This is a genomic window from Rhodococcus sp. 11-3 (genome assembly GCF_023704055.1).
Taxonomy (GTDB): Bacteria; Actinomycetota; Actinomycetes; order Mycobacteriales; family Mycobacteriaceae; genus Rhodococcus; species Rhodococcus aetherivorans.
Map to the genome: position 1 here is coordinate 3,717,809 of NZ_CP080406.1, position 14,922 is coordinate 3,732,730.

Annotated in this window: 14 protein-coding genes and 1 pseudogene; 2 read left to right on the top strand and 13 right to left on the bottom strand. The window is 71.6% G+C overall.

Annotated elements, in window-relative coordinates; genetic code table 11:
* Window positions 1-23: 23 nt before the first annotated feature.
* From KZJ41_RS17360 to KZJ41_RS17370, 3 genes are read right to left on the bottom strand one after another with little or no spacing between them, the layout of a single operon-like run.
* On the bottom strand, window positions 24-854 hold the full coding sequence (locus KZJ41_RS17360; protein WP_029544370.1) for a transglutaminase family protein: 831 nt from the start codon (window positions 852-854) through the stop codon (window positions 24-26).
* Window positions 855-862: 8 nt separating this feature from the next.
* Entirely contained in the window at window positions 863-1,834 is a 972-nt protein-coding gene (locus KZJ41_RS17365; protein WP_006933787.1) for an alpha-E domain-containing protein, read from the bottom strand.
* A complete protein-coding gene (locus KZJ41_RS17370) occupies window positions 1,834-3,483 on the bottom strand; it encodes a circularly permuted type 2 ATP-grasp protein (RefSeq protein ID WP_206531182.1) in 1,650 nt (549 codons plus the stop codon). Before KZJ41_RS17370 ends, KZJ41_RS17365 begins: the two co-directional genes overlap by 1 nt.
* 190 nt (window positions 3,484-3,673) lie before the next feature.
* Between KZJ41_RS17370 and rpsT the strand changes: the two genes are divergently transcribed.
* Window positions 3,674-3,934: a 30S ribosomal protein S20 gene (gene rpsT / locus KZJ41_RS17375; RefSeq protein ID WP_003937021.1), complete on the top strand. Its 261-nt coding sequence runs from the start codon at window positions 3,674-3,676 to the stop codon at window positions 3,932-3,934.
* A 304-nt stretch (window positions 3,935-4,238) separates the two neighbouring features.
* Window positions 4,239-5,507, top strand: coding sequence for an IS110 family transposase (locus KZJ41_RS17380; RefSeq protein WP_029544375.1), 1,269 nt, complete (start codon window positions 4,239-4,241; stop codon window positions 5,505-5,507).
* A gap of 76 nt (window positions 5,508-5,583) precedes the next feature.
* Here the strand turns inward: KZJ41_RS17380 and holA are convergent, their stop codons facing one another.
* The 10 genes and pseudogenes from holA to KZJ41_RS17430 all read right to left on the bottom strand — a co-directional run bounded on the left by holA (window position 5,584) and on the right by KZJ41_RS17430 (window position 14,904).
* Window positions 5,584-6,552 carry a DNA polymerase III subunit delta gene (holA, locus tag KZJ41_RS17385; protein WP_006933777.1) on the bottom strand — a complete coding sequence of 323 codons (969 nt, stop codon included), beginning with the start codon at window positions 6,550-6,552 and terminating at the stop codon, window positions 5,584-5,586.
* On the bottom strand, window positions 6,549-8,087 hold the full coding sequence (locus tag KZJ41_RS17390) for a ComEC/Rec2 family competence protein (protein ID WP_043797377.1): 1,539 nt from the start codon (window positions 8,085-8,087) through the stop codon (window positions 6,549-6,551). Before KZJ41_RS17390 ends, holA begins: the two co-directional genes overlap by 4 nt.
* Window positions 8,084-8,905: a ComEA family DNA-binding protein gene (locus tag KZJ41_RS17395; protein WP_006933775.1), complete on the bottom strand. Its 822-nt coding sequence runs from the start codon at window positions 8,903-8,905 to the stop codon at window positions 8,084-8,086. Before KZJ41_RS17395 ends, KZJ41_RS17390 begins: the two co-directional genes overlap by 4 nt.
* Before the next feature lie 92 nt (window positions 8,906-8,997).
* On the bottom strand, window positions 8,998-9,816 hold the full coding sequence (locus KZJ41_RS17400) for a DegV family protein (protein ID WP_029544382.1): 819 nt from the start codon (window positions 9,814-9,816) through the stop codon (window positions 8,998-9,000).
* 5 nt (window positions 9,817-9,821) lie between these two features.
* Window positions 9,822-10,595: a diglucosylglycerate octanoyltransferase gene (gene octT / locus KZJ41_RS17405; protein WP_043797381.1), complete on the bottom strand. Its 774-nt coding sequence runs from the start codon at window positions 10,593-10,595 to the stop codon at window positions 9,822-9,824.
* Window positions 10,582-11,235 carry a histidine phosphatase family protein gene (locus KZJ41_RS17410; protein ID WP_006933762.1) on the bottom strand — a complete coding sequence of 218 codons (654 nt, stop codon included), beginning with the start codon at window positions 11,233-11,235 and terminating at the stop codon, window positions 10,582-10,584. The genes octT and KZJ41_RS17410 overlap by 14 nt, the downstream gene beginning before the upstream one ends.
* 134 nt (window positions 11,236-11,369) lie before the next feature.
* Window positions 11,370-11,771, bottom strand: a pseudogene (gene rsfS, locus KZJ41_RS17415) (ribosome silencing factor); the annotation flags it as partial.
* Entirely contained in the window at window positions 11,768-12,550 is a 783-nt protein-coding gene (gene nadD, locus KZJ41_RS17420) for a nicotinate-nucleotide adenylyltransferase (RefSeq protein ID WP_080688406.1), read from the bottom strand. The pseudogene rsfS and the gene nadD, both read right to left, overlap by 4 nt.
* Window positions 12,551-12,569: 19 nt before the next feature.
* Complete coding sequence (locus KZJ41_RS17425) at window positions 12,570-14,021, bottom strand: VWA domain-containing protein (protein WP_043796479.1); 1,452 nt, start codon at window positions 14,019-14,021, stop codon at window positions 12,570-12,572.
* Between the two features lies 1 nt (window position 14,022).
* Window positions 14,023-14,904 (bottom strand): MoxR family ATPase, encoded by an 882-nt coding sequence (locus KZJ41_RS17430; protein ID WP_006933754.1) that lies wholly within the window; start codon window positions 14,902-14,904, stop codon window positions 14,023-14,025.
* Window positions 14,905-14,922 lie beyond the last annotated feature (18 nt).

A 14,922-nucleotide genomic window follows, 5' to 3' on the forward strand; every position in this document is an offset into this window, starting at 1 on the left:
ACCGCAACAAGACACAGCGGACACTACGCAAGCCGGGTGACCTCCACAACAACGTCGAGTGCCGTCGAACCGCCGCCGGAGTAGATGCCCTTCAGCGGCGGCACGTCCGCGTAGTCCCGGCCGGTACCGACGGACACGTGCTGTTCACCGACGACCGTGGCGTTGGTCGGGTCGTAACCCCACCACGAACCGGTCCAGGCCTCGACCCACGCGTGCGACTCCCCCGCGACGGTCGCCCCGACGGGGGCAGCGGCCGTCGGATGCAGGTAACCCGACACGTACCGGCTGGGAATTCCCATGCCGCGCAGCAGGAGCAGCGTCAGGTGCGCATAGTCCTGGCAGACCCCCTCGCGTTCCTCGAAGGCCTGCACGGCCGAGGTGTGCACCCCCGTCGTGCCGGGGACGTAGGACATCTCGTCGTGCACCCACTGCGCCGCGGCCAGCACCGCGGCCACCGGATCGGCACCCTTGGCGATCTGCCGGGCGACCCTGGCGAGACCGCGATCGGCCGGCACGTACCGCGACGGCAGCAGCACCTCGTCGTAGCGGTCCCGGTTCTCCTCGCTGCGCAGTTCGTCCCATCCGATCGCCTCGTCGGGCACCGCGGTCTCCTCGGTCTCCACCACCGACAGTCCGGTCACCTCCAGCGAGGTGTGCGGCGCGTGCAGGTCGAACGCGGTCACCGCCGTGCCCCAGTAGTCGACGTACCGGTACGACCGTGTCGCCGGGGTGGTCTCGACCCGGTTGAGCACGACGGTCTGCCGGCTGTCCGCGCGGGGCGTGAGCCGTACCTCGTTGTACGACGAGGTGACCGGCGCGTCGTACGCGTACCCCGTCTTGTGGACCACTCGCATCCGCCAGGTCACAACTCACCCTCCACGATCGTCTCCCCCTGTGCCGCGCCGGCATCGGTCCAGGCCACCCACGGCGCTGCGTGGAAGTACTGCAGCGCGATCGCCTCGCCGACCTGCCGGCACATCTCCTGCAGCGACTGCAGGCGCGTCTGCAGATCCTCGAGCAGCCGTCCGGGGGCGAGGAACTCGAGTTCGCTGCGGGCACGGCCGAGCAGACGTTGCGCCTCGTCCCGGGCACCGATCCGGCTGTGCGGATGCCGGTCGAGCGCACCGAGGCACCGCTCGGCCTCGCTGATGGCGAAGAACACCGACCGCGGGAACAGCCGGTCCAGCAGCATGAATTCGAGCACCAGGCTCGCGTCGAGGGCACCGCGGTAGGTGCGCAGGTAGGTGTCGTGACCACCGACCGACCGCAGGACCGTCGCCCACGTCGGCGAGCCCGGGCGGTCGCCCGCCCGGGAGAGCAGCAGCCGTACCACCATGTCGACGCGTTCGATGGACCGGCCCAGCAGCAGGAAGCGATAGCCGTCGTCGCGGCTGAGCGTCGAGTCCGCCAGGCCCGCGAACATCGCCGCACGCTCCTCGACGTACCGGAAGAACTCGTGCGGTCCGAGCCGCTGGGCGGCCCGCTTGCGCTCGGCGAGACCGTTGTAGGTGGCGTTCAGGCACTCCCACATCTCGCTGGAGGTGACCTCGCGGGCGCCGCGGGCGTTCTCGCGCGCGTGCGCGACGGAATCGACGATCGACCCCTGCCCCTGCCGGTCGAACGCGATCAGGTCGACCACGGTGGACACGTCCAGCACGCCCGGCGGCTCGGCGAATCCGAGTACCCGCAGCAGCTGCCGGCAGGTGCGGTCGGGGTCGACCGTGGAGTCCTCGAGCAGCTGGTGCACCGCGACGTCCATGATGCGGGCGGTGTCGTCGGCGCGTTCGACGTAGCGGCCGATCCAGAACAGGGACTCGGCATTGCGGGCCAGCATCAGCGCCCACCCCCGAGCCCGCTCTGCTGCTGCTGTTGTTGCTGTTGCTGTTGTGGGCCGCCGATGTCGGGTCCGTGCTCGACCTGCGCGCCGTGCGCCGGCCGGTCGACCACCTGGGCGCCGCCGAGTTCTCGTTCCTCCCCGGAACTGCGCGCGGCGAGCACCCACGTGTCCTTGCTGCCGCCGCCCTGGCTCGAGTTCACCACGAGCGACCCTTCGGGCAGCGCGACGCGCGTGAGACCGCCGGGCAGCACCCACACCTCCTCCCCGTCGTTGACGGCGAAGGGCCGCAGGTCCACGTGACGCGGCGCGAGCCGGTCCCCCACCCGGGTGGGAACGGTGGACAACTGCACGACGGGCTGGGCGATCCAGCTGCGCGGGTCGTTGCGGATCTTGCGGGTCATGGTCTTCAGCTCGGCGGGCGAGGCGTCGGGACCGAACACGATGCCGTACCCGCCGGAGCCTTCCACCGGCTTGATCACGAGTTCGTCGAGACGGTCGAGCACCTCCTCGCATTCCTCGTCCAGCCAGCAGCGCAGCGTGTCGACGTTGGGCAACAGCGGCTTCTCGCCGAGGTAGTAGTCGATGATCTCGGGGACGTAGGTGTAGACGAGCTTGTCGTCGCCGACACCGTTGCCGACGGCGCTCGAGATCACGACGTTGCCGGCGCGGGCGGCGTTGAGGATGCCGGCGACGCCGAGCACGGAGTCGGGACGGAACTGCATCGGATCGAGGAAGGCGTCGTCGATCCGGCGGTAGATCACGTCGACCTGCCGTTCGCCTTCGGTGGTGCGCATGTAGACCGCGTTGTCACGACAGAACAGGTCCCGGCCCTCGACGAGTTCGACACCCATCTGCCGGGCCAGCAGGGAGTGCTCGAAATACGCGGAGTTGGCCACGCCGGGGGTCAGCACCACCACGGTCGGGTCGGCGGCGTTGAGCGCGGCGGCCGCCCGCAGCGCCCGCAGCAGGTGCGAGGCGTAGTCGCCGACGGGACGCACCCGGTGCTCGCGGAACAGGTCCGGGGCGATCCGGGCCATCACCCGCCGGTTCTCCATGACGTACGACACCCCGGACGGCGAGCGCAGATTGTCCTCGAGGACCCGGAACGTGCCGTTCTCGTCGCGGATCAGGTCGATGCCCGCGACGTGGATCCGGACGCCGTTGGGCGGGACGATGCCGACGGCCTCGCGGTGGAAGTGCTCGCACGAGGTCACCAGCCGCTTGGGGATGACGCGGTCGCGGAGGATGTGCTGCTCGCGGTAGACATCGTCGAGGAACATCTCGAGCGCCTTCACCCGCTGGGTGATGCCCCGTTCGAGGCGGGCCCACTCCGCCGCCGCGATGACCCGGGGCATCAGGTCGAGCGGGAAGGGCCGCTCCTGTCCGGACAGGGAGAAGGTGACGCCCTGGTCGGTGAAGGCGCGGCCGAGGGCCTCGGTGCGCGCCGCGAGCTCGTCGGCGCCGGTGGAGACGAACCGTTGGTGCAGCCGCCGGTAGGGGGCTCGCACCCCACCGGTCTCGTCGAACATCTCGTCGAACGCGAGCGTGTAGCCGGGCACGTCGCGATAGCCGTCGAACACCCCGTCGGAACGCCTGCGCGAGCGGGAGCGGTCGGGGGGTCGGGCGACGGTTGTTCGGCTGCTCATGCCCGAAATCCTGCTACAGGATGCCGGGCTGTGCAGTGCCGGAAACCCGCTTGTCACCTGCCCGTCACCACCGGCGGTTCCGGCGCCCGGTTTGGGGTTTGCGACAGGCCGCTGGTATCGTGGTCCGTCGGTGCCGTAGTGCGCCCAGAGCTTTCCGACCAACTACCAGCAAGACGACAGGATTTTACGCGTGGCCAACATCAAGTCCCAGGTGAAGCGGATCCGCACCAACGAGCGCAACCGACTCCGCAACCAGTCGGTCAAGTCCTCGCTGCGCACGGCGATCCGTTCCTTCCGCGAGGCCGCGGCCGCCGGTGACAAGGACAAGGCCACCGAGCTCCTCGTCTCCACCAGCCGCAAGCTCGACAAGGCTGCCAGCAAGGGCGTGATCCACGCCAACCAGGCCGCCAACAAGAAGTCCGCCCTGGCCAAGGTCGCCAACGGACTCTGAGGTAGAACGCAAGCTCTGCTCCGGAAGCCGCCCCGTCCCTCGGACCGGGCGGCTTCCGTCGTCTAGCCAATATGTCCCTGTCGGGACGCCCGTTCCGGGGTGAAAATGGTGTGGTGGTCGCCCGTCGACGCCGTGCCACTATGGTCCTTCGAGGCCGTCGTCTAGCCGGGCGTTGGGGGTCACGCCGCGGGCCCTTCACTGTTGCCGATGGTTGTAGAGCACGAGGATTAGATTCTGTTTCACCCCGGTGACCCCCACGGGCGACCACCCCGATCACACGGTGTGCGTCGATGAGGAGAACACGATGCTGATCGAGTCTCACGACGAGGAACAGATCATCTCCCGGGTCGCCGCCCTCGATATCGGCAAGGCCGAGGTGGTGTGCTGTGTCCGGATTCCCGCTATGGGCAATCGGAGGAAACGGATGCAGGAGGTGTCCACCCATACGACGATGACGCGGGCGTTGACCGAACTGGCCAACCACCTCGTCGAGTCGGGTGTCGAACGCGTGGTGATGGAAGCGACGTCGGACTACTGGAAACCGGTGTTCTACTTGCTCGAAGCACACGGACTCGACCCGTGGCTGGTCAATGCCCGCGACGTGAAGCATCTGCCGGGACGCCCCAAGACCGACGTCCTCGATGCGGTCTGGTTGTGCAAGGTCGCCGAACGACAGATGCTGCGCCCGAGCTTCGTACCACCACGTCCTATCCGTCAGCTGCGGGATCTGACCCGCTACCGCGTCGACCTGGTCGGTGCCCGCGGAGCGGAAAAGAACCGGGTCGAGAAACTGCTCGAGGATGCCTGCATCAAACTCTCCGTCGTGGCCTCGGACATCTTCGGTGTCTCCGGGCGGGAGATGATGGCCGCATTGATCGCCGGCGAGCGGGATCCGAAAGTCCTCGCACAGCTGGCCCGGTCGAGGATGCGGGCGAAGATCGGCCTGCTCGAGGAGGCGCTGAGTGGGCACTTCGACGACCACCACGCGTTCCTGCTCACGCGGATGCTGGGCCGGATCGATGCGATCGACGCCGACATCGCCGCGGTCGACGAACAGATCGAGGCGCAGCTGGTCCCTTTCGCGCAGGCGGCGGCGCAACTGGATGAGATCCCGGGGATCGGGCCGGTGGCCGCCGCGATCATTCTCGCCGAAATCGGGGTGGACATGTCGCGGTTCCCGACCGCCGGGCACTTGTGCTCCTGGGCGAAGTTCTCTCCCGGTGTCCACTCCTCCGCGGGTAAGTCCAAGGGCAACGGTTCGACCGGGCACGGCAACCGCTACCTTGCCCGGGTTCTAGGAGAGGCCGCCGTGATTGCGGGCCGCACCGACACGTTTCTCGGTGCCAGGTATCGGCGGATCGCCAGACGACGAGGCAAGAAGCGAGCCATCGTCGCTGTCGGGCGTTCGATCCTGATCATCGTCTGGCATCTGCTCTCCGACGAGAACGCAGCTTTTGCCGATCTCGGTGCCGATCACTTCACCCGCCACCTCGATCCGGACAGACGGAAACACAGTCACATTCGTCAACTCGAAGCCCTCGGGTACTCCGTCACCTTGACACCGGCCGCCTGACCCGCACCACGACACGCCCGCTCCGCCGGGAGCTGGCACGTGTTCGCACCCGTGCGCAGGTCACCTCATTTTCGGATTAGTGGGTCCGGCCGGCCAGCCCCGCGACGCGGCGCACGGCGCGCTCCACCGCGTAGTCGGCGTCCGCGGCCGCGCCCTTGACGTCGGCGTTGAGGTCGGCCACGACCTGCAGCGCCGCCCCGATCGATCCCGGGTCCCACGCGCGTGCCTGGGCCTGAGCCTTCTTCACCTTCCACGGGGGCATCCCGAGCTCGGATGCCATCTTGAACGGGTCCCCGCGCCCGGCCGAGCCGACCCGCGCGATCGTGTGGACAGCATCCGCGAGGGCGTCGGCGAGCAGGACGTGCGCGACGCCCCGATGCGTCGCCCACCGCAACGATTCCAGCGCCCCCGGCTCGTCGCCCGCCACGGCCTTCTCGGCCACCTCGAACCCGGTGACCTCGGCCTTGCCGGAGTAGTAGCGCTGCACGGCTGCGGCGTCGATCTTGCCGCCCGTGTCGGCGACCAGCTGGCTGCACGCCGCTGCCAGCTCCCGCAGGTCGGAGCCCACGGCGTCGATGACCGCCTGCACGACCTCCGGCGCGACCCGCACACCCGCCGCGCGAAACTCCGCACGCACGAAGTCCACCCGCTCGGCCGCCTTGGTGATCCTGGCGCACTCGTGGGTCTCGGCGCCGCACTTCTGCAGGGCGCCCACCATGGCCTTCGCGCGGCCGCCGCCACTGTGCAGGACGACCAGGGAGACCCCCTCGGGCGGTTCGGTCGCCGCATCGAGGATCAGCGCGACGGCGTCCTTGCCGGCCTCCGCGGCGGATTCGAGGACGACCACCCGGTCCTCGGCGAACAGCGACGGGCTCAGCAGCTCGGCGAGTTCGGCCGCGCCGGCGTCCCCGGCGCGCAGCCGCGAGACGGGCAGCTCGGACCCCGCACCCGTCCGCGCCCGGACGTCACCGACGATCCGCGCGACGGCGCGTTCGACGAGGAGGTCTTCGTCACCGAGCACGAGATGCAGCTGCGGGTTGCTCACGGATCGATCGTGCCACGACGGCCGGACATCACCGCCGGGGCCCCGGGCCGGCGTCCACGCCACAGTCGCGGCAGGCACCGGGCGGCGACGAGCCCGCCCCCGACGGCGACTGCTCCGCCCACGCCTCCGGGCACGGGCACCTCGGCCAGGGGCAGGTCGGCCGCGCGGTCCGCCACCTCGAGGATCCACCACAGCATGGGTGCGGTGCCGCGGGCGAGCAGCTCCGCCGCCGTCGGCGACGCCGTGGAGACCACCGCGACGGTGGTACCGAGCACGGTCAACGGCGGAAGTACCGGCGCGACCAGGATGTTGGCCGCGACCGCCACGACGCTGACGGTGCCGGACAGTGCGGCGACGATCGGGGCGGTCACGACGAACGCGGCCGCCGAGACGGCGCACACCTCCGCCGCCGAGCGGGGCCAGCCGCGGGCCCGCAGCCGGGTCACCCAGGCCGGCGCCACCAGCACCAGCCCGGCGGTGGCCGCGACCGACAGGGCGAACCCGACGTCCGTCGCGAGTTCCGGTGCGGCGACGAGCAGGGCGCCGACCGCGCCCGCGAGGGCCGGCAGGCCGTGCCGGCGCCGGCCCGTCACCAGAGCGAGCAACCCGATCGCTCCCATCGCGGCGGCGCGCAGCACGCTCGGCGACGGGCGCACGACGACGACGAACGCCACCAGCGCGACCGCCGCGAGCGCCGTGCCGGTGCGGGGGCCGAGGCCGAGGCCCCGCACGGCGAGGAGCACCGCGCCGAGGACGATGCTGACGTTGGCCCCGGACACCGCGGTCAGGTGGGTCAGTCCCGCCACCCGGAAGCTCTCCCGGACGTCGTCGGACAGCCGTGAGGTGTCGCCGACGACGAGGCCCGGCAAGAGCCCGGCCGCAGCGGGCGGGAGCACCGCTCCGGACGCCGAGGCGAGCCGCTCGCGGATCCGTCCCGCCCACTGCTGCACCTGCGAGGGGGCCTGCACCGATCGGGGCGGGCCGTCGACACGGACCACGGCCACCGTCAGATCCGCGCCGTCCGGTTCGGCGAGCCGTCCGCGCAGGGTGATCCGCTGGCCCGGCAGCAGCTCCGCCCACTCGTCGACAGGGGCGAACACCACGACGGCGCCGCCGCCCGAGTACCGGTCGGGTCCCAGCTCGGCGCGGTGCAACGTTGCCGGCACCAGCACCTGGTCCCCACCGAACGCACTGTCTCCCAATCTTTTCGGGTCCTCCGTCGGTTCGACCACCAGGGTGGCCCAGCCGGCGCGCGCGGCCGCGGCGGCGAGCGGATGCGTCTCGGCCGCCCACACCCGCAGTGCGACCGCCGCCGAGAATCCGGCAGCGACGACGAGAGCGGCGAGCAGCGGCCGGGCCGCGGCACGAAGCCGTCGTCGCCGTGCCACGACGACCGTGGCCACCGCGCACACGGCGGCCGTCGCCGCGATCCCGAACGAGACCCGCCAGCCGGCGTGCAACCCGAGCGCGGTTGCGGCCCACGCCGCGACCGCGCCCGGCACCAGTCGCGCGTCGTCGCGGTCGGGCGCGGTCACACCACGACCAGCGTCCGCAGGCGTGCCAGCCGAGCGGGACCGATCCCGTCGACCTCGGCGAGCTGTTCGACGTCGGTGAACGGCCCGTTGTCCCGGCGCCACGCGACGATCGCGGCCGCGGTGACGGGACCGACGCCGGGCAGCGCATCGAGCGTCGCCTCGTCGGCGGTATTGAGGTTCACCGGCCCCGCCCCGGGGGGTGCGCCGGGCTCCCCGACCCCACCCTCGCCGCCGGAGCCGGACACCCCGCTCGCCGGCGGAACCGGCGGCGACGCACCCACCACGACCTGGTCTCCGTCCGCGAGCCGCTGCGCCAGATTCAGGGTGGTCAGGTCCGCACCGTCGAGGGTGCCGCCCGCGGCGGCGAGGGCGTCGGCGACCCGCGCGCCGGGCGCGACCCGCACCAGGCCGGGCTTGCCCACCAGGCCCACCACGCTGACCACCACCTCGTCCGGCGCCGTGTCCTGCCGGGACGCAACGGGGTCGGCCGCCGGTGCCGCAACCTCCACCGCCGGCAGCGGCGGTACCGGCTCCGCGACGGGACGATCGCCCCAGACCACGACGAGTGTGGCCAGCACCGCCACGACACCGACCGCGGCGAGGGCCCCGGCCCCACCCCGGCCGGTCTGCCAGCGCGCCGCGCGCAACCGCTCGAGCGGACCCGGCGGCTCGACGGTGCCGGCCGGGTCGTACCACGGGTGCGGGTCGTCGTCCGCCTGGTGCGGGATCGTCGGCGCCGCCGATGCCCGATCGCCGGCGGACCGGGCGATCGCGTCGAGCCGGCTGCGCACGAGATCGTGCTCGTCGCTGCTGCCCATGGCGCGACGCTAACCGGATCCGGCCGCCGTCCACGCGGCCGCCGAAGCGATCCGGCGAATCTGTGGATGAATCGTGTGCCTGTGGACAACCCCTACGCGCGGGAGACGACCACCCCGACGGCGCCGGGACCGACGTGTGCGCCGAGAACCGCGTCGAGTTCGGACACCGACAGCGCGGTGCCGGCGGGCAGCCGCTCGGCGAGCTGTGCGACGAGCTGTTCGGCGCGTTCGGGGGCCTCGCGGTGGTGGACGGCCACCGCGGTCACCGGGTCCGCGGTGTCGACGACGCCGTCGACCAGCTTCGCCATCGCCTTGGTCATGGTGCGGGTCTTCTCCCGCAGCACCAGCCGGCCGTCGACGAGGTGGAGCACCGGCTTCATCGCCAGAGCGGTGCCCAGCAGGGCCGTGGCGGTGCCGATGCGGCCGCCACGGCGCAGATGGTCGAGCCGGTCGACCACCAGCAGGGTCCGGCTGCGGGCGGCGACCTCCACAGCCCGTTCGTAGACGGCCCGCACGCTCGCACCGGACCGGGCCAGCTCCGCCCCCGCCAGGGCAGCGAATCCCAAACCCATTGCGGTGGTTCGACTGTCGACCAGCTGTACCCGGTCACCGAGGGCGTCGGCGGCGTAGCGGGCGGCCGACCAGGTACCCGACAGCTCACGGGACAGGTGCACGGCGACCACGCCGTCGCCACCGCTGTCCGACAGCGCCTCGGCGTACGCCTCCGTCAGTTCGGCCGGGGAGGGACCGGAGGTGGTGACGCCGGACAGGTCGGCGGGCAGATCGTCCACGCCCTCGCGCAATTCGACACCGTCGACGATCACGTGCAGCGGCACGACACGGATGTCGTACCGCTCCACCATTTCCGGGTCGAGACAGCACGACGAGTCGGTCACCACTACTACAGACACGCCGCCTACCGTATGTCCTCCGCGGCGGCGCGCGCATCCCGGCGCACCATCCGTACCGCCTCGAGAACCGCGGCGGCCACCTCGCTGTGCCCGTCCCAGCCCCAGTGGATGCCGTCCGGGTTCGCCGCGCCGGAGTGGATGTCCGCGTGCACGGCCTCGCCGAGATCGACCAGGGGAACCGACTTTTCGGACGCCCAGCGGTTGATCGCCCGGGCCGCGGCGGGACGGCCGCGGTGCACGGCGCGGTACTGCTCGCTGCGATGCACCGACGGCAGCGTGCCGATCACGGGCAGGTCCGGCCGCATGTACGCCAGCGACGCGCGGATGGTTTCGAGGTAGTCCACGCTGACCCGGGGCGGCAGGGCCACCGGCCAGCCGAGGGGCGAGAGCCGGGGCTGCAGCCATCCGTAGGTCTCCCGCACGACGCGGCGCAGGCGCGGCGGCCGCACGTAGCGCAGGGTCTCCCGCAGCGCCGTCGGCAGAGGGGACGGCAGGGTGTCCATGCCGCCCACGGCCAGCACGACGGCACCGGCCCGCGGGATCGTCGCCCACACGCGTGGATCCTGCGTCATCGCCCACCACGCGTCGCGTGTCGTCCACCCGATCCGCGCGACGAGTTCGACGTCCCAGTCGAGTTCCCGCGCCACGATGTTCGGCCAGATCCGCGGATGGTCCGCCGGCAGTCCGCCCTTCGGACCGTAGTAGCTGAGCGAGTCACCGATCACGAGCAGCGTCGGCCGCTGCGGCCCGGCCACCGGCCGTGGGTCAGAGGACGTCATCGGCCGCCACCGTAGCCGTCGCGTTCCACACGTCGAGCCGCCACGCGGGCTGGTCCCCGTATCCGCTGAGCTGGACCCAGCCGGTGTTGCCGAGTCCGCCGAGGACCGGCCACCGGTCGACCGGGAGATCGAGCAGTGCGGCGGTCAGTGCCGCGATCAGTCCGCCGTGCGCGACGACGATGATCGGCCGCTGCACCCACTGCTCGTGTTTGTCGAGCAGTTCCTGGATCACCGGGGCGCTGCGCCGGGCCACGTCGACCCGGCTCTCCCCCTCGGGAGGCGCCCAGGTGGCGTCGGCCCGCCACGCTGCCCGCGCCCCCGGGGACACCGAGTCCACGTCGTGGTGGGTCAGGCCCTGCCACCGGCCGAGGTGGGTCTCGCGCAGCCGCGGATCGATCGCCACCGGCAGGCCGGCCTGGTCACCGAGTTCGACGGCGGTGTCGTAGGCGCGCCGCAGATCGGAGGAGACGATCGCCACGGGCCGGTGCTCGACGAGGATCCGGGCGGCGGCCACGGCCTGACGCCGCCCCAGCTCGGACAGCTCGGTATCGAGCTGCCCCTGCATCCGGCTGGTGGCGTTGTACTCGGTCTGCCCGTGACGCACCAGGATCAGGCGCCGGACCGGTACCCGATGGGTCACCGGTCGCCCGGCGTGTCGTCCGCGGTGGGCGTGGCGTCGTCGGCCGCGGGCGACCCCGCGCCGGTGTCGTCGGCCGCGGGCGACCCCGCGCCGGTGTCGTCGGCCGCGGGCGACCCCGCGCCGGTGTCGTCGGCCGCGGGCGACCCCGCGCCGGTGTCGTCGGCCGGCGCGGGAGCGCCGATGCCGTCGACGGTGATCACCGGGCAGTCCTTCCACAGCCGGTCGAGTGCGTAGAAGTTGCGTTCGTCGTCGTGCTGGATGTGTACCACCACGTCGACGTAGTCCAGCAGCGTCCAGCGACCCTCGCGGGTGCCCTCGCGCCGCACGGGCTTGTGGCCTGCCAGCCGCAGCTTCTCCTCGACGTTGTCGACGATGGCGTTGACCTGACGCTCGTTGGCCGCGGAGGCGATCACGAAGCAGTCGGTGATGACCAGTTGCTCGGACACGTCCAGCACCACGACATCGGTGGCCAGTTTCTCGTCGGCCGCGCGGGCCGCGATGCGTGCCATCTCGATGGCTTCTGCAGTTGCCGTCACTGCGTGGTCTTCCTCTCGGGGTGGGGGTGGGACTCGGGGTGGGGGTGGGACTCGGCGTGGGGATATGACACGGTCGCCGCCCCGTCGAGGCGCCGCGAGTTCGCGGGCCGGTACAGGTTGCGCTTGGTGATGTACTGCACCACCCCGTCCGGCACCAGGTACCAGATGGGCCTGTGGTCACGCACCCGCGTCCGGCAGTCGGTCGAGGAGATCGCCAGCGCGGGGATCTCGACGAGACCGACGGTGTCGGCGGGCAGCTTCTCGAGGTGTTCGGCGAGATGCTCGACGTGCAGGTCGTAGCCCGGACGCGACACTCCCACGAACCGGGCCAGCTCGAACAATTCGGTCCAGTTCTGCCACGACAGGATCGAGGCGATCGCGTCGGCGCCGGTGATGAAGTACAGCTGGGCGTCGGGCATCAGCGAACGCAGGTCGCGCAGCGTGTCGACAGTGTAGGTGGCCTTGTCCCGCTCGATGTCGACCCGGCTGACGGAGAACCGCGGATTCGAGGCGGTCGCGATGACCGTCATCAGATAGCGGTCCTCGGCCGTGCTGACCTCGCTCCCCGACTTCTGCCACGGCTGTCCGGTGGGCACGAACACGACCTCGTCGAGGTCGTACCGGTCGGCCACCTCGCTGGCTGCGACGAGGTGCCCGTGGTGGATGGGGTCGAAGGTGCCGCCCATGACACCGACGCGACGTCGTGTGTCACCGACGCCGTGTCGTGTGTCACCGTCGCGACGTCGCGGCGCCGGATTCGGGGCGGATGGCTCATGCACGATTGTCCAGCTTACGGGTTCACACCGGCAGCAGGCCCGCCACCACCTGCGCGAGCTGCTGCGCGGACCGGCACTCGTGCATCGTGATCACCTCGCCGTACGCCTTCGCCGCCGAATCTCCGGTTCCCCATTGGCCGCGGGGTTCCGGGTTGAGCCAGTGGGCGTGCCGGGCGACGGCCACCAGGTGCTCGAGGGCGCCGAGGTTGGGATCGCGGTAGTTGGTCCGCGCGTCGCCGAGCACGAGCAGGGAGCTGCGGCTGGTGAGGCTGTGCGCGTACCGCTCGGTGAACACGCCCAGCGCGTGACCGTAGTCGGAGTGGCCGTCGTAGGCGATCAGCTCGGCCTCGCGCAGCATCCGCGACATGGCGGCCCCGAGGTCGGCGCCGGCGGAGAAGTGGTGGGTGACCTCGTCGGTGCTGTCGATGAACGCGAACACCCGGACGCGGGAGAACTGCTCGCGCAGGGCATGCACGAGCAGCAGGGTGAAGTGGGAGAAGCCGGCGACCGACCCGGAGACGTCGCAGAGCACCACCAGCTCCGGACGGGCCGGGCGCGGCTTGCGGTTGACCAGGTCGATGGGCACCCCGCCGGTGGACATCGACTTGCGCAGCGTCCGGCGCAGGTCGATCGCTCCCGCACGGGCCCGCCGCCGGCGCGCGGCGAGCCGGCTCGCCAGCAGCCGCGCCAGCGGGGTGACGCTGCGGCGCAGCGCGGTGAGCTCGGCGTCGGTGGCACGCAGGAAGTCGACCTCCTCGGCGAGCTTGGGCACCCCGTAGGTGGCGACGCGGTCGCGTCCGACCTGTTCGGCGGTGCGGCGACGCGTCTCGCGCTCGACCATGGCCCGGAAATCCGCCACTCGGCGCGCCGCCGTGCGGCGCGCCACCTCGGTGGCGTACTCGGTGTCCTGAGCCCGCTCCTCCGGGCCGGCGTTGCCGAGCAGGCCCTCGAGGATCTTCGAGACCAGCGTTTCGGGCGACACCTGGCGCAGCGCCTGGTACGCCGAGAACGACGGTCCGTTGCCCGAGGTGTACTGCCCCAGCTCCTCGACGATCTGCGCGGTCAGCAGCTCGACGAGCTCGACCGCGTCGGCGGAGTCGTCGGCGAGTATCTCGGCGATCAGATCCCGCAGCGCCTCGAAGTCGATCTCGCCGTCCGGGGTGCGCGGCAGCGCCGGATCGATCCCGCCGGCCTCGCGGCGGCCGACCGCTGCCGGGAACCACAGGTCGAACAGGGCATCGAAGGTCGGGCGGTGGGTGGGCCGGCGCAGCAGCGCGCACGCCAGCCCCTCGCGGAGGGCGTCCCGGTCGAGCAGGTCGAGCACCGACATGACCCGGCCGGCATCGACGGTCTCGGACGGTCCTACGGGAATGCCGCGGCGGCGCAGTGCCTCGACGAACCCGACCAGGTGGCCGGGCAGGCCGTGCGGCGCCGCCGGCCCCTGGTCCCGCACCGGCGGGCGTGCCCCGGCCATGTCAGTTCAACCGCAGCTCGGCCGCGGCCCGCAGCTGATCGGACTGGTGTTTGAGGATCACCCCGAGCGTGGCCCGCACGGCGGCGTCGTCGAGGGTGTCGAGGCCCAGGGCGAGCAGCGTGCGGCCCCAGTCGATCGTCTCCGCCACCGACGGCAGCTTCTTGAGCTGCATGCCGCGCAGCACCCGGACCGTGCGCACGAGCTGCTCGGCGACCGTCTCGGGCAGCTCCGGTACCCGGCTCGCCAGGATGCGGCGCTCGAGGTCGGCGTCGGGGAAGTCGAGGTGCAGGAACAGGCAGCGTCGCTTGAGTGCCTCGGACAGCTCCCGCGTCGCGTTCGAGGTGAGCACCGTGAAGGGCTTGCGGGTGGCGCTGATGGTGCCGAGCTCGGGCACGGTCACCGCGAAATCGCTGAGCACCTCGAGCAGCAGACCCTCGATCTCCACGTCCGCCTTGTCGACCTCGTCGACCAGGAGCACCGTCGGATCCTCCCGGCGGATGGCGGTCAGCAGCGGGCGCGGCAGGAGGAACTCCTCGGAGAACACGTCCTGCTTCGTCGCGTCCCAGGAATGGTCGGTGCCGGCCTGGATCCGCAGGATCTGCTTGGCGTGGTTCCACTCGTACAGCGCCCGCGACTCGTCGACACCCTCGTAGCACTGCAGCCGCACCAGCTCGGCGCCGGAGGTCTGCGCCACCGCCCGGGCGAGCTCGGTCTTGCCCACCCCGGCGGGGCCCTCGATGAGCAGCGGCTTGCCGAGGCGGTCGGCAAGGAACACCGCGGTGGCCGTGGCCTTGTCGGCGAGGTATCCGGTCTCGGCGAGGCGGTCGATCACCTCGTCGACGTCGGCGAAGATCGGCGGGGTGGTCGGCAGCGCACGGTCCACGCTGTGTCCTTTCGTCGG

What these genes read in the sequence shown, in the direction of transcription:
- KZJ41_RS17360 (WP_029544370.1), bottom strand. Translation starts at nt 854, where the DNA reads ATGCGAGTGGTCCACAAGACGGGGTACGCGTACGACGCGCCGGTCACC.
- KZJ41_RS17365 (WP_006933787.1), bottom strand. Translation starts at nt 1,834, where the DNA reads ATGCTGGCCCGCAATGCCGAGTCCCTGTTCTGGATCGGCCGCTACGTC.
- KZJ41_RS17370 (WP_206531182.1), bottom strand. Translation starts at nt 3,483, where the DNA reads ATGAGCAGCCGAACAACCGTCGCCCGACCCCCCGACCGCTCCCGCTCG.
- KZJ41_RS17380 (WP_029544375.1), top strand. Translation starts at nt 4,239, where the DNA reads ATGCTGATCGAGTCTCACGACGAGGAACAGATCATCTCCCGGGTCGCC.
- KZJ41_RS17395 (WP_006933775.1), bottom strand. Translation starts at nt 8,905, where the DNA reads ATGGGCAGCAGCGACGAGCACGATCTCGTGCGCAGCCGGCTCGACGCG.
- octT (WP_043797381.1), bottom strand. Translation starts at nt 10,595, where the DNA reads ATGACGTCCTCTGACCCACGGCCGGTGGCCGGGCCGCAGCGGCCGACG.
- KZJ41_RS17425 (WP_043796479.1), bottom strand. Translation starts at nt 14,021, where the DNA reads ATGGCCGGGGCACGCCCGCCGGTGCGGGACCAGGGGCCGGCGGCGCCG.